Origin of the sequence: Burkholderia sp. AU33423 (genome assembly GCF_002223135.1) — a bacterium.
Classification (GTDB): Bacteria; Pseudomonadota; Gammaproteobacteria; order Burkholderiales; family Burkholderiaceae; genus Burkholderia; species Burkholderia lata_D.
Genome location: NZ_NKFH01000008.1, coordinates 189,284 through 202,804, shown reverse-complemented (window position 1 = coordinate 202,804; position 13,521 = coordinate 189,284). Strand labels below are relative to the sequence as shown.

General features: G+C 68.2%; 15 protein-coding genes. 10 read left to right on the top strand and 5 right to left on the bottom strand.

The features are described 5' to 3' along the window. Window positions 1-108 precede the first annotated feature (108 nt). The 6 genes from CFB50_RS32260 to CFB50_RS32235 all read left to right on the top strand — a co-directional run bounded on the left by CFB50_RS32260 (window position 109) and on the right by CFB50_RS32235 (window position 4,820). Window positions 109-960, top strand: a complete 852-nt coding sequence (locus tag CFB50_RS32260; protein ID WP_089448591.1) for an ABC transporter permease — start codon at window positions 109-111, stop codon at window positions 958-960. A 7-nt stretch (window positions 961-967) separates the two neighbouring features. Next, window positions 968-2,011, top strand: coding sequence for an ABC transporter ATP-binding protein (locus CFB50_RS32255; protein ID WP_089448590.1), 1,044 nt, complete (start codon window positions 968-970; stop codon window positions 2,009-2,011). 26 nt (window positions 2,012-2,037) lie between these two features. Beyond that, window positions 2,038-3,126 carry an extracellular solute-binding protein gene (locus CFB50_RS32250; RefSeq protein ID WP_069252675.1) on the top strand — a complete coding sequence of 363 codons (1,089 nt, stop codon included), beginning with the start codon at window positions 2,038-2,040 and terminating at the stop codon, window positions 3,124-3,126. A 10-nt stretch (window positions 3,127-3,136) separates the two neighbouring features. Then, complete coding sequence (locus tag CFB50_RS32245; protein ID WP_089448589.1) at window positions 3,137-3,970, top strand: ABC transporter permease; 834 nt, start codon at window positions 3,137-3,139, stop codon at window positions 3,968-3,970. Further along, entirely contained in the window at window positions 3,963-4,496 is a 534-nt protein-coding gene (locus CFB50_RS32240) for a TIGR00725 family protein (RefSeq protein WP_089448588.1), read from the top strand. The genes CFB50_RS32245 and CFB50_RS32240 overlap by 8 nt, the downstream gene beginning before the upstream one ends. Window positions 4,497-4,625: 129 nt before the next feature. Further along, the gene (locus tag CFB50_RS32235; RefSeq protein WP_060317401.1) at window positions 4,626-4,820 is read left to right on the top strand and encodes a YqaE/Pmp3 family membrane protein; all 195 of its coding nucleotides are present in this window, start codon (window positions 4,626-4,628) and stop codon (window positions 4,818-4,820) included. A 278-nt stretch (window positions 4,821-5,098) separates the two neighbouring features. Here the strand turns inward: CFB50_RS32235 and CFB50_RS32230 are convergent, their stop codons facing one another. From CFB50_RS32230 to CFB50_RS32220, 3 genes are read right to left on the bottom strand one after another with little or no spacing between them, the layout of a single operon-like run. Continuing rightward, entirely contained in the window at window positions 5,099-5,278 is a 180-nt protein-coding gene (locus CFB50_RS32230; RefSeq protein WP_089448587.1) for a hypothetical protein, read from the bottom strand. Beyond that, window positions 5,250-6,257 (bottom strand): cytochrome d ubiquinol oxidase subunit II, encoded by a 1,008-nt coding sequence (gene cydB, locus CFB50_RS32225; RefSeq protein WP_039364378.1) that lies wholly within the window; start codon window positions 6,255-6,257, stop codon window positions 5,250-5,252. The genes CFB50_RS32230 and cydB overlap by 29 nt, the downstream gene beginning before the upstream one ends. A gap of 29 nt (window positions 6,258-6,286) precedes the next feature. Further along, entirely contained in the window at window positions 6,287-7,699 is a 1,413-nt protein-coding gene (locus CFB50_RS32220) for a cytochrome ubiquinol oxidase subunit I (RefSeq protein WP_089448586.1), read from the bottom strand. Window positions 7,700-8,141: 442 nt separating this feature from the next. Here CFB50_RS32220 and ltaE point away from each other — a divergent pair, with 442 nt between their 5' ends. Continuing rightward, window positions 8,142-9,155 carry a low-specificity L-threonine aldolase gene (ltaE, locus tag CFB50_RS32215; protein WP_089448585.1) on the top strand — a complete coding sequence of 338 codons (1,014 nt, stop codon included), beginning with the start codon at window positions 8,142-8,144 and terminating at the stop codon, window positions 9,153-9,155. Between the two features lie 114 nt (window positions 9,156-9,269). Here ltaE and CFB50_RS32210 read toward each other — a convergent pair whose 3' ends face one another. Then, window positions 9,270-9,482 (bottom strand): DUF1059 domain-containing protein, encoded by a 213-nt coding sequence (locus tag CFB50_RS32210; RefSeq protein WP_069252668.1) that lies wholly within the window; start codon window positions 9,480-9,482, stop codon window positions 9,270-9,272. 181 nt (window positions 9,483-9,663) lie between these two features. Beyond that, window positions 9,664-10,569 (bottom strand): HTH-type transcriptional regulator ArgP, encoded by a 906-nt coding sequence (locus tag CFB50_RS32205; protein ID WP_089448584.1) that lies wholly within the window; start codon window positions 10,567-10,569, stop codon window positions 9,664-9,666. Between the two features lie 296 nt (window positions 10,570-10,865). On the opposite strand from CFB50_RS32205, the gene CFB50_RS32200 reads away from it, so the two are divergent. From CFB50_RS32200 to CFB50_RS32190, 3 genes are all read left to right on the top strand, one after another. Then, window positions 10,866-11,519, top strand: coding sequence for a peroxiredoxin (locus CFB50_RS32200; protein WP_089448583.1), 654 nt, complete (start codon window positions 10,866-10,868; stop codon window positions 11,517-11,519). A 139-nt stretch (window positions 11,520-11,658) separates the two neighbouring features. Continuing rightward, window positions 11,659-12,729: a rhodanese-like domain-containing protein gene (locus CFB50_RS32195; RefSeq protein WP_089448582.1), complete on the top strand. Its 1,071-nt coding sequence runs from the start codon at window positions 11,659-11,661 to the stop codon at window positions 12,727-12,729. Window positions 12,730-12,853: 124 nt separating this feature from the next. Further along, entirely contained in the window at window positions 12,854-13,513 is a 660-nt protein-coding gene (locus CFB50_RS32190) for a glutathione S-transferase family protein (RefSeq protein ID WP_089448581.1), read from the top strand. The last annotated feature ends 8 nt before the right edge of the window (window positions 13,514-13,521 follow it).

The following is a 13,521-nucleotide window of genomic DNA, read 5'->3' as shown; positions in this document are numbered from 1 at the left end:
TGACGATGCCATGTCGAATCCGCACACTCCAGCCATCCAGAAAACGCGTGACAGCCCTGCCCGGCGGGCGTTGCGCGGTGTCTTCGTCTCTTGCTCGCGAGTGTTTTCATGCCTGCGTCTACCGCCCCGGCCCTGGCCGATGGTGTTCCGATTTCGCGTAACAGGCCGGTGCGTCCGAGTGCCGGACGCTTCCTGCTGCACGCGCTCGTCGCGGTGTTCGGGCTCTACCTGTTGCTGCCGATCGCGCTGCTGCTGATCGGCTCGGTGGGCCAGTCGTGGACGAACACGCTGCTGCCGACCGGCTTCACCTGGCACTGGTTCGCCGATCTCGCCGGAAATCGCAGCTTCACCCGCGCATTCGGCGTGAGCCTGACGGTGGCGCTGGCGTGTTGTGCGCTGAACGCCGCGGTCGGCCTGCCGCTCGCGTATGCGCTGCATCACCGTGCGCAGGCCGGGCGCGGCATGGCGACGCGCGTCGTGATGCTGATGCCGGTGGCCGTGCCCGCGCTGACGCTCGGCTTCGGCTATATCGCGATCTTCAGCGGCGACACGCTGCCATGGCTCGGCACGCTGCCGCTGATGATCGGGGCCCACGCGGTGCTGACGCTGCCGTATCTGCTGCAGACGCTACTCAGCGATCTGCGCCACCTGGGGCTCGCGCGCCTCGAGGCCTGCGCGGCGACCCTCGGTGCGACGCCGCTGCGCCAGTTCTTCACGATCGTGCTGCCGAACCTGCGGCACAGCCTGTTTTCGGGGCTCGTGATGGTGGCCGCGCTGTCGATCGGCGAATTCCAGATCTCGAACCTGATCGCCGGCTTTCGCTACCGCAACTATCCGATCGTGCTGCTGCAGGCGTTCTACGGCGCGTCGGGGATGGCGTGCGCGGCGACCGTCGTGCTGCTCGTCCTCGCCGTGCTCGCGACGCTCGTATCGGTCGGCACCGTGCAACGTATGAAGTGAGTCCGTCATGAGTCTCGAGTTCGAACACGTCAGTTTCCAGTATCCCGGCGCGCGACACGGCGTCGAAGACGTCACGTTGTCCGCCGCGCAAGGCGAACTGCTCGCGGTGATGGGGCGCAGCGGGTCCGGCAAGTCGACGCTGCTGCGGCTCGCGGCCGGCCTGCTCGACGGCGGCAGCGGCCGCATCGCGATCGGCGGCGCCGACATGGCGGGTGTGCCGGTGTGGCGGCGCGAGGTCGGCATGGTGTTCCAGCACTACGCGCTGTTCCCGAACCTGTCGGTGGCCGACAACGTCGCGTACGGGCTGAGAATGCGCGGCGTCGCGGCAGACGCGCGGCGGCGGCGCGCGCGTGACATGCTCGAGCGCGTCGGCCTGGCGGCGCATGCGGAGCGCGGCATCGCGATGCTGTCCGGCGGGCAGCAGCAGCGTGTCGCGCTCGCGCGTGCGCTCGTGATCGAGCCGAAGCTGCTGCTGCTCGACGAGCCGCTGGCGGCGCTCGATGCCGGCATCCGCCATCAGCTGCGCGACGAGATTCGCGCGCTGCAGCGCGCGTGTGGCGCGACGACGCTGCTCGTCACGCACGATCAGGACGAGGCGCTGAGCATGGCCGACCGCGTCGCGATCGTCGACGGTGGGCGGGTGCTGCAGGTGGGCACGCCGCGCGACCTGTACGAGCGGCCCGCGTCCGCGCAGGTCGCGCGTTTCGTCGGGCATTCGACGCTGCTGCGCGGCCGCGTGATCGCGCACGATACGGTCGACGTGCGGTTCGCGACGCTGCGCGTCGAGACCGGCGGGCACCGGCCGGGCGCCGAGGTCGAGGTGCTGGTGCGGCCCGAGCACGTGGAGGCCGATCCGCCGGCGCACGGCGTGAACCGCATCGACGGCGCGCCGGGCGACGTGCGCTACTTCGGCGCGACGCAACGCTACGACTTCATTCCCGCCGGCTCGGCCGACCCGCTGCTGTGCGAAGGCCGCGTGCCGGCCACCCGGCGGATCGCGATCGACCCGCGCCATCTGCTCGTGCTGCCGGCCGCGCCGGATGCGCAATGACCCCTTTCATTTAACGGAGATCCCCGATGCTTGCAGGCCACCCTCTTGTGAAAACCATGCGCGCCGGCGTGCTGGCGCTCTGCGCGTTCGCGGCGCTGGCTGTCGCGCCGGCGCACGCCGCGCCGCTGTATCCGGGCGAGGACGCGCTGTATGCGAAGGCCGCCGACGAAGGGCTCGTCGTGTCGTTCGACACGGGCCCCGAATGGGCCAACTGGAAGGCGCTGTTCGCCGAGTTCCGCAAACGCTATCCGAAGGTCGAGATCACCTACAACGACATCGGCTCGGCCGCGACCGTGGTCTCGCTCGACAAGTCGCGCCGCCGTCCGCAGGCCGATACCGCGTACTACTTCGCCGCGTCGGCGCTCGACGCCGAAAGCAAGGATGTCGTCGCGCCGTTCAAGCCGGTCAACTTCGACAAGCTGCCGGACGTGTTTCGCTCGGCGGACGGCCGCTGGTTCGCCGTGCATTCGCTGAACATCGCGTTCCTCGTCAACCGCAAGCTCGTGAAGAACGTGCCGCAGCGCTGGTCCGACCTGCTGAAGCCGGAGTATCGCAACGCGGTCGTCTATCTCGACCCGCGTTCGACCGGGCAAGGGCAGGTCGCCGTGTTCGCGGCCGCGTATGCGAACGGCGGCAGCGTCGAGAACCCGAAGCCCGGCGCGGAATTCTTCGGCAAGCTGAAGCGTGCGGGCAACGTGCTGCGTGTCGAAGGCACGACGCCTTACGCGAAGTTCGTGAAGGGCGAGATTCCGATCCTGATCGGCTACGAGAACGACGGCCTGAAAGCGAAGTACGTCGACGGCATGGGTGATGCGGCCGACGTCGTGATTCCGCAGGACGGCAGCGTATCGGCACCGTATGCGATGAGCCTCGTGAAGAACGGCCCGAACCCGTCCGCCGCGCAGCTGTGGCTGAACCTGGTGATGAGCGACGTCGGGCAGGGGCTGTTCGCGCAGGGCTTCGTGCGGCCGGCCGTGCCCGGCACGCCGGTCGCGCCGGACGTCGCGGCGAAGCTGCCGAAGGCGCCGCAGGTGCGTCCGCTCGACGTGGCGAAGGCGGCCGCCCGCAAGGCCGAGATCGACCAGCTCTGGTCGCAGGCGACGCTCGGCCAGTAAGGGGCACACGATGCAGACCTCCCTGGCGGAACGCGGCGCGCTGCGCCGCTTCGGCGCGGTGCCGGCGGCGGTATTGCTGGCGGTGTGCTTCGCGCTGCCGCTCGCCGCGCTCGTCGGCTCGGCCTTCACGGACGGCGGCCGCGCGTTCGGCGTGGTGCTGCGCGATCCGCTCGTCGCCGATGCGATCGCACGTTCGCTGGCGCTGGCGGTGGGCGCCGGCACGCTGTCGGTCGGCGTCGGCGTGCCGGTCGCATTCGCGCTGGCGGGGCAGTCGCCCGCCCGCCGCCACTGGATGCTCGCGCTGCTCGGCGTGCCGCTCGCGTTCTCCGGGCTGGTGATCGCCTACGGCTTCATCCTCGCGTTCGGCCGCGCCGGCTTCGTCACCACGCTGGCAGCGTCGCTGGGCGCGGACCCGACCGTGCTCGGCGGCGCGATCTATACGATGCCGGGCCTGGCGGTCGCGTATGCGTATTACCTGATCCCGCGGGTCGCGCTGATGATCTACCCGGCGCTCGCGAATCTCGACCGGCGGCCGCTCGAGGCGGCACTGACGCTCGGCGCGCGGCCGTGGCGTGCGTGGCTCGACGTCGCGTGGCGCGAACTGTGGCCGTCGGTCGCGTCGGCGTGGTGCCTCGTCACGGCGATCGCGCTCGGCACCTACGGCACGGCGCTCGCGCTGGCCGGCACGCAGATCAACATCCTGCCGCTGCTGATGTATCTGAAGCTGTCGGACGGGCAAACCGATTTCTCGCAGGCGGCGGTGCTGTCGATCCTGCTGACGGCGATCTGCACCTGCGTTCTTGCATTGGGGGAAGGCCTTGTACGGCAACGACGTCATGGATGAGTGGTCGGAAGCGGCGTGCGGCGCGCTGGCGCAACTCGCGCAGCGGCAGCGCGGCACGCGGCGGCATCGCATGCCGGTCGGCGTGATCGGTCCGCGCGAGGCGACCGATGAGCAGATGCGGGTTGCGGAGCGGGTGGCGCATGCGCTCGCGGCGGCGGGCGTCGCCATCGTCGGCGGCGGCAAGCAGGGCGTGATGGAGGCGGCCGCGCGCGGCGTGCATGCGGCCGGCGGGTGCGCGATCGGGCTGCTGCCGGAAGACGATGCGACGCTCGCGAATCCCTATCTGAGCGTCGCGCTGCCGACCGGGCTCGGCATCACGCGCAACGCACTGGTCGCGCGTGCGTCGCTGTGCTTGGTCGCGGTCGGCGGCGGGCTCGGGACGCTGTCCGAGATCGCGCTCGGGTTGCAGTGGGGCAAGCCGGTGTTCGCGATTTGCGACGCGCCGCGCGTGGCGGGCGCCGAATGCTTCGACGAAGCGGATCGGCTCGTCGCGCGGGTTGCGCGGTGGCTGGCCGACGCGGCGTAGGTCGTATGGCGCGCGTGCCGATCGCCGGCTGCGTCGGCGGGCGAATGCCGGTTCGAACTTGAAATGAGGCGCGCGGCCCGTCATATTGTCTGCGCCTGAACTTTCAACGACGCCCCCGGAGGATTCCCGATGCGCCTTTTGCTTGCCCTGCTGTTGCCGTGGTTCCAGTTCTTCACGATCGGCCGCCCGATCGCCGGGATCATCTGCCTGATCCTTCAGATTACGATCATCGGCTGGCTGCCGGCCGCGATCTGGTCGGTGTATGCGCTGAGCCAGTACAAGACCGATCGCAAGATCGAAGCGGCGTTGGGCGAGCGGCGGTAGGCTGCCGTCGAGCGCGCGAAGTAGCTGTTTCGGCAGGGATCTACATGGATTGCCGGCCTCCATGGGCACGATTCGTATGGATTTCTGCCGAAATGACACTGTTCTGGTGAACAGGCAGACGCGACACCATGGACCAACTTCGCCATGCCGGAATGGACGCTCGGCGTCGTGCGGCGCGCGCCGCGACAGCGATTCCCGGCGTCGCGGCAACGGCGCCTCCGTCGATCGACAGAGGCGCGAGGCGTCAGGAGGGAAGGAATGCCGGTCGGTCGACCGGCTTATTTCACCGCAAACAGCGTCAGGTTCATGAAGATCTTGAACGCATAGCCGAGCGTGACGGCGCCGATCACGCCGCCCGCCCACAGGACGACGAACCACATCCAGCCGCGCATGCGCGGCTTCGGCGCATCGGGCTGGCGGTCGGCGGAATCAGTGGTGGTAGTAATGCTGGTCTTCATGGCGCACCTTGCCTCGGAATACCCAGTAACCCATCGTCGTGTAGGCGATGATGATCGGGAGAATAACCGCTGCGCCGACCAGCGTGAAGGTCTGGCTGGAACGCGGCGCCGCGGCTTCCCAGATCGTCATCGTCTGAGGAATCGCATACGGGAACAGCGTGACGAGCAGCCCGACGTAGCCGAGCAGCACGAGCGCCAGCGCGAGCACGAACGGGGTCATGTCGTGCCGGGCACGCACCGCGCGGCGCATCCACACCGCGCAGCCGGCGACCAGGAACGGCACCGGCAGCAGGCGCCAGAACAGCCCCGAGTCGAACCAGCGCTGCGCGATGGCCGGATCCTGCAGCGGCGTCCACAGGCTGACGACCGCGATGAAGCCGAGCAACACGACCGTCAGCGGCCATACGACACGATGCAGGCGCCGTTGCAGGTCGCCTTCCGTCTTCGCGACGAGCCAGCAGCAGCCGAGCAGCGCATAGGTCACGATCAGGCCGAGGCCGGTCAGCAGGCTGAATGGCGTGAGCCAGTCGAAGGCGTCGCCCGCGAATACACCGTCCTTCACATTGATGCCCTGCAGGAACGCGCCGAGCGCGATCCCCTGGAAGAACGTCGCGCCGGCCGAGCCGCCGATGAACGCGAGATCCCACAGCTGCTTCGTGCGCCGCGCCTTCGCGCGGATCTCGAACGACACGCCGCGGAAGATCAGGCACACCAGCATGAAGATCAGCGGCAGGTACAGCGCGGACAGCACGGTCGAATAGACGACCGGAAACACCGCGAACAGCCCGGCGCCGCCGAGCACGAGCCACGTCTCGTTGCCGTCCCACACGGGTGCGACCGTGTTCATCATCAGGTCGCGTTCCTTCTCGTCCGGGAAGAACGGGAAGACGATGCCGATGCCGAGGTCGAAGCCGTCGAGCACGACGTACATGAAGAGCCCCAATGCGATGATCGCGGCCCAGATTACGGTGACGTCCATAGGTTTTCTCGTATGCGGAAAGGGTGGGCTCAGACGGTCTCGAGCGGCTCGTCGACGGCCGACATCGGGCGGCGCGCGGTGTGGTCGGGGCGCGTGTCCGGGGTGTCGTCGTGCTTCACGTCGGGCAGCGCGGGGCCGGCCTTCATCAGCTTCAGCATGTAGTACACGCCGGTGCCGAACACGAGGAAGTACACGATCACGAACGTCATCATCGACAGGCTGACCTGCTGCACCGACAGCGGCGATACCGCATGCGCGGTGCGCATTACGCCATACACGACCCACGGCTGGCGGCCCGCTTCGGTCGTCACCCAGCCCGCGAGCAGCGACACGAAGCCGGTCGGGCCCATCACGAGCGCGAAGCGCTGGAACCACTTCGATTCATACAGGCGGCCGCGGCGGCGCAGGAACCAGGCGAGCGCGGCGAGGCCGATCATCGCGAAGCCGAGGCCGACCATGATCCGGAAGCTCCAGAACACGACCGTCGAATTCGGGCGGTCTTCCGGCGGGAATTCCTTCAGCCCGCGGATCTCGCCGTCCCAGCTGTGCGTGAGGATCAGGCTGCCGAGGTGCGGCACCTTCACCGCGTAGCGGGTCGTTTCCGCCTGCATGTCCGGGATGCCGAACAGGTTCAGCGCGGTGCCGCCCTTCTCGGTTTCCCACAGCCCCTCGATCGCGGCGATCTTCGCGGGCTGGTGCTTCAGCGTGTTGATGCCGTGCTGGTCACCGATCACGGCCTGCAGCGGCGCGAGCACGAGCAGCAGCCACAGCGCCATCGAGAACATCTTCTTCACGCCCTTGTCGCGGCGGCCCTTCAGCAGGTGCCACGCGCCGGTCGCGGCCACCACGAGCGCGGCGACGATGAACGCGGCGATCGCCATGTGGAACAGGCGGTACGGGAACGACGGGTTGAAGATGATCGCGAACCAGTCGGTCGGCACGACGCGGCCGTCGACGATCTCGAAGCCCTGCGGCGTCTGCATCCAGCTGTTCGACGCGAGAATCCAGAACGTCGAGATCAGCGTGCCGATCGCGACCATCAGCGTCGCGCCGAAGTGCGCGCGCGGGCTCACGCGGTTCCAGCCGAACAGCATGATGCCGAGGAAGCCGGCCTCCAGGAAGAACGCGGTCATGACCTCGTACATCAGCAGCGGCCCGGTGACGGCGCCGGCGAAGCTCGAGAAGCCCGACCAGTTCGTGCCGAACTGGTAGCTCATCACGACGCCGGAGACGACGCCCATCCCGAACGCGACCGCGAAGATCTTCGACCAGAACAGGCAGAGGGTTTTGTAGTACTGCTTGCCGGTTTTCAGCCAGCGATATTCGAGCACGGCGATGAAGCTGGCGAGGCCGATGCTCAGCGCCGGAAAGACGATGTGAAAGGAGACGGTGAACGCGAATTGCAGGCGGGCCAGATCGAGGGCCGAAAGAGCGGTGTCCATACCAGTTGACCGAGGCTGACGATACCCGCCGGCGGGTGCCGGCGGACCCCGGCGGAAGGGCGTCGGGGTTGGCTGGAGTATGTGCCGCGATGTTGCACCGCGAAATGCGCCAACTCGTCGCAGATGTCCAGCCCGCCGCGCGCGATTCCGGGGTAAATCGTTGATTCGTATCAAGAAGGCTGCTTGCGGCGCGCGCGGCCGCGGCGTGGCGGTCTGACGCACGTGCGGCAATATGGCGCGTCGCGTCATCGGAACGATGCGGCGGATGCAGAGACGGCGGCGCGCGGCGCGGTGTCGCCGGGCATCTGGTCCGGCCGCCGATGGCCGGACGTGATGCGCATCCGGCCATCGGCACGTGCCGCACGATTTGCGTACACTCTGAGTCTCGTTTCGGCAGGGCCGGGCGCATCGGATCCGGTCCGCGTTCACTCAGGGCACGAAGATGATCGATTTACGCAGCGATACCGTGACACGTCCGAGCCAGGCAATGCTGGCCGCGATGACTGCCGCCGAAACCGGCGACGACGTATGGGGTGACGACCCGACCGTGCTGCGCCTGCAGGCGGTGACGGCCGAGCGGGCCGGCAAGGAGGCCGGCCTGTTCTTCCCGAGCGGCACGCAGAGCAACCTGGCCGCACTGATGGCCCATTGCGAGCGCGGCGACGAATACATCGTCGGCCAGCTCGCGCACACCTACAAGTACGAAGGCGGCGGTGCGGCCGTGCTGGGCAGCATCCAGCCGCAGCCGATCGAGAACGCGCCGGACGGCACGCTGCCGCTCGCGAAGATCGCCGCGGCGATCAAGCCGCTCGACAATCACTTTGCCCGCACACGCCTGCTCGCGCTCGAAAACACGATCGGCGGCCAGGTTTTGCCGGAAGGCTATGTGCAGGAAGCCACCGCGTTCGCGCGCAGCCGCGGGTTGTCGCTGCACCTCGACGGCGCACGCGTGTGCAACGCGGCCGTCGCGTCGGGCCGGTCGATCGCCGAGCTGTGCGCGCCGTTCGACAGCGTGTCGATCTGCTTCTCGAAAGGGCTTGGCGCTCCGGTCGGCTCGGTGCTGGTCGGCAACCGTGCGCTGATCGAGCGCGCGCAGCGCTGGCGCAAGATGCTCGGCGGCGGGATGCGGCAGTCGGGCATTCTCGCGGCGGCCTGCCTGTATGCGCTCGACCACAATGTCGAGCGGCTCGCGGACGATCACGCGAATGCCGCGCATCTCGCCGAAGGTCTCGCACGCATCGATACCGTGAAGGTGCTGTCGCACGCGACGAACATGGTGTTCGCGCAATTCCCCGAAGCCGATTGCGCGCCGCTCGAGGCGTGGCTCAAGGAACGCGGGATTCTCACGCAGATGCTGTACGCGTCGCGCTTCGTCACGCACTGCGACGTGTCGCGTGCGGACATCGATACATTCATCGACGCGGTCGGTGCGTATTTCGCGCAGCGCCGCGCGTAAGGTGGAATGCGCCGGCCGGCGGGGACGCCGGCCCGATGTGGCGCGAAGCAGGGAGCGTAGAGGCGACGGGGGCGACGTGGCAACCCGTCTGTCGATATCGGGCGAGCCGGCGGATCATGCTTGCCGGGGTGCGTCGGCGGGGGGTGTGCCGTCGTGGAACAGCGCTTTCAGTTGCGTGCGCAGTTCGGCGCTGTCGGTGTGCTGGTGCACCTGAACCGCGTGTTGCACGGCGGCCTCCAGCAGTTCGTTGTCGGAGTCGGCAGAAATCGCGACTGAGCAATTCGTCGCGCTGGGAAACTCGCGGCAATCGATGTAGCGGCGAGACATGATGTTCTCCTTGCAGGAAAGGGAACGACCGGATGTGCGTAATCGGCCGCGCGGCGCGCTCGCGGGGCCGATGGAAAAAGTATAGGCGGCGCGGCGGGGATTCTCCTCGTTTAGGTGTACCGCGCCGCACACCGCGCATTGCGCATCGCACTCGGCGTCGACGGTGTCGCTCACACGCGTGTCACGGCAGCGGCGCGAGCAGCCGCCGCGCCGCTTCGACGACCCGCTCGGACAACGACGCCATCGTCGGCGACTGCACGGTCCACGCGTGCCAGTACAGCGTGACGTCGGTCGGATGCGCGGGCGCGAGATCGACGAGGCCCTGCGTGTCGAGCGGTGCACTGCCGATCAGCGGCTCCGGCACCATCGCGTAACCGAGCCCGTGCCGCACTGCCGCGAAATGCGAATGGGTACCTGGCACGTAGTGGCACGGATAGGCACCCTCGAGCAATCCGAACTTCTCCTTCAGGAACGACGACTGCAGCGTATCGCGCCGCGAATACGCGACGACGGGCGCCTTGCGCGCGCTCGTGCGGTTCAGCCCGCGCGGAAACCAGCGCACCGCGAACGCGGCGGCCGCGAGCAGCCGGTAGCGCATCGTGCCGAGCGGCGTCGCGAGGCAGCCGCGCATCGGCTTCGGCTCGGTCGTCACGCAGCCGACCGCCATTCCGCTTTCGAGCAGCGCGAACGTGTGATCCTGGTCTTCGACGATCAGCTCGAACAGGATGCGCTCGCCCGCGAGCACGGATGTCAGCGCCGGCAGAAACCACGTGCCGAGGCTGTCGGAATTGAGCGCGATCGTGACCGAGATCGGCGATTCGCGTTCGGTCGCGAGCGTGCTTTGCAGGTCGGCCTGCAGCAGCGCGACGCGGCGCAGGTGCTGCAGCACGCGCTGTCCGGCCACCGTCGGTCGGCACGGCCGCGTGCGCAGCACGAGCGGCGTGCCGAGGCTTGCTTCCAGCGCGCGGACCCGCTGCGTGACGGCGGATGCGGTCACGTGCAGGCGCACGGCTGCCTGCTCGAAGCTGCCCGTGTCGGCGACGGCCAGCAGCGCGGCGGCCTGCTTCGGATCGATCGTCATCGACATGCCGGTGGAATTCCTGTGAACGTAAGACGAGAACAGCCGGTAGTGTAAGTCAGTGCGTATCAGCGAGCGGCCGGACCCGGCGCAGCGTCCTGCTGCCCCGCATTCGTCGCCGGAATCGGCCACGGCACGCCGGATCCCGCTCACCGCATGCCGGTGGCGCGCGCATTTTGACCTACGCTATATGAACGCGCGGAACCCGGCATGTGCCATGCCGGCCCTTCGCGCGCGGACGATCGCGCGTCGTGCGCAAGCCGCGGCGCGGGCGTCGTGACGATTCCCCTTTCACGGAGACGAACATGTCGATTCGACTAGGCGAAGACGCGCCCGATTTCACCGCGGAGACCACTGAGGGAACGATCCGCTTTCATGAATGGATCGGCGACCATTGGGCGATCCTGTTTTCCCATCCGAAGGATTTCACGCCCGTATGCACGACCGAACTCGGCTACATGGCCGGGCTCAAGCCGGAATTCGACAAGCGCAACACGAAGATCATCGGGCTGTCGATCGATCCGGTCAGCGATCACCGGAAGTGGGTGACGGATATCGCCGAAACGCAGGGTCACGCGGTCAACTATCCGCTGATCGGCGACGACGAGCTGAAGGTCGCGAAGCTGTACGACATGATTCATCCGAATGCGAGCAGCGGCCCGCGCACGGCGGTCGACAACGCGACCGTGCGCTCGGTGTTCATCATCGGGCCGGACAAGAAGGTCAAGGCGATGCTCGTCTATCCGATGAGCGCGGGGCGCAACTTCGACGAGGTGCTGCGCCTGCTCGACGCGCTGCAGCTCAACGCGAAGCATACGGTGGCGACGCCGGTGAACTGGAAGCCCGGCGACGATGTCATCATTCCGACGTCGGTGTCGGACGATGCGGCGAAGCAGAAGTATCCCGACGGCTTCCGGACGCTGAAGCCGTACCTGCGCTACGTGACGCAGCCGCGTTGACGCACCGTGCCGGCCGGATGCCGGCCATGCAGGACCACGACGGGGCGGCCCGCGCGACGGCGACAGTCGCGGCGCGGGCCGGACGACAGCATCAGGTCCGCATCAAACAAGCCTCAACCAGCGACGGAGCGACTTCGCGATGATCTTCCGGCAACTCTTCGACCCGCAATCGTCGACGTACACGTACCTGCTTGCCGACAGCGCGTCGCGCGAAGCGGTGCTGATCGATCCCGTGTTCGAGCAGGTGCGCCGCGACGCGGCGTTGCTCGACGAGCTCGGGCTGCGGCTCGTCGCGACCGTCGACACGCACGTGCATGCGGATCACGTGACGGGCGCGTGGCTGCTGAAGCAGCGCACGGGCAGCACGATCGCGATCTCGGCCGCGAGCGGCGCGCAGGGCGCCGACCGCTACCTGAACGACGGCGATCGCTGCGCGTTCGGTGCGCGCTACCTGGCCGTGCGCGCGACGCCCGGCCACACGAGCGGCTGCATCAGCCTCGTGCTCGACGACGAATCGATGGCGTTCACCGGCGATTGCCTGCTGATTCGCGGCACGGGCCGCACCGACTTCCAGCAGGGCGACCCGCGCGCGCTGTATCGCGCGGTGCACGGCCGGCTCTTCACGCTGCCGGCCGCGTGCCTGCTGTATCCGGCGCATGATTATCGCGGGCTCACGGTGACGAGCGTCGGCGAGGAGCGGCGCTTCAATCCGCGTCTCGGCGGCGACCTGAGCGAAGACGATTTCGCGGGCTACATGCGCAACCTCGGGCTCGCGCATCCGCGCCAGATCGACGTCGCGGTGCCGGCGAACCTGCAGTGCGGCGTCGCCGCGAACGCGCCCGATGTACAGGCTGCGCCCGACTGGGCGCCGCTCGTCTATACGTTCGCCGGCTTCTGGGAAATCGATCCGCAATGGCTCGAGGATCATCTGCCGGCGGTGCAGGTCGTCGACGTGCGCGAGCCGGACGAATTCACGGGCCCGCTCGGCCACCTGCCCGGCGCGACGCCGATTCCGCTCGGCGAACTGGCCGCGCGCGCCGGCGAGATCGCACGCGACCGGCCGGTCGTGACCGTGTGCCGGGCCGGCGGGCGATCCGCGCAGGCGACCGTCATTCTGCTGAAGGCCGGCTTCGACACGGTGGCGAATCTCGGCGGCGGGATGCTGCGCTGGCGTGCCGAAGGGCGCGTCGTGATGGACGGCCGGTCGTAACGCCCCAAGGTGCATGAAAAAAAATTCCGGATCGCTGTCGAAATGGCCGCGTGCCGTTCGTCGTCAAGGTATCCGATCACGTGGCGCCGCATCACGCGGCGCCGAAACCCTGAGAGACCGCACGATGATGCCGACGCTATACGCCCATCCCTTTTCGTCCTACTGCCAGAAGGTACTGACCGCGCTGTACGAGAACGGCACCCCGTTCGCGTATCGCGTGCTCGCGCACGACGATCCGAAGCCGATGCAGGAACTGGCCGCGCTGTGGCCGCTGAAGCGCTTTCCGGTGCTCGTCGATGCCGGCCGCACGGTGGTCGAGGCGTCGATCATCATCGAGTATCTCGGCCTGAACCACCCGGGCCCCGTGCGCTTGCTGCCCGACGATCCGCATGCGGCGCTCGAGGTGCGGGCGATGGATCGCTTCTTCGACAACTACGTGTCGACGCCGCAGCAGAAGGTCGTGCACGACGCGTTGCGGCCGGAGGCCGAGCGCGATGCGCGCAGTGTGGCCGATGCGCGCGCGATGCTGGAAACGTCGTACGCGTGGCTGGACAAGAAGATGGCCGATCGCGAATGGGCGGCCGGCGACCGCTTCAGCCTCGCCGACTGCGGCGCGGCGCCGTTCCTGTTCTACGCGGACTGGACGCACCGGATCGATCCGTCGTTCGCGAACGTGACGGCGTACCGCCAGCGTCTGCTGGCGCGGCCGTCGTTCGCGCGCGCGGTCGACGAAGCGCGGCCGTTTCGCCCGTTCTTTCCGTTGGGTGCGCCTGATCGCGACTGATCGGCGCG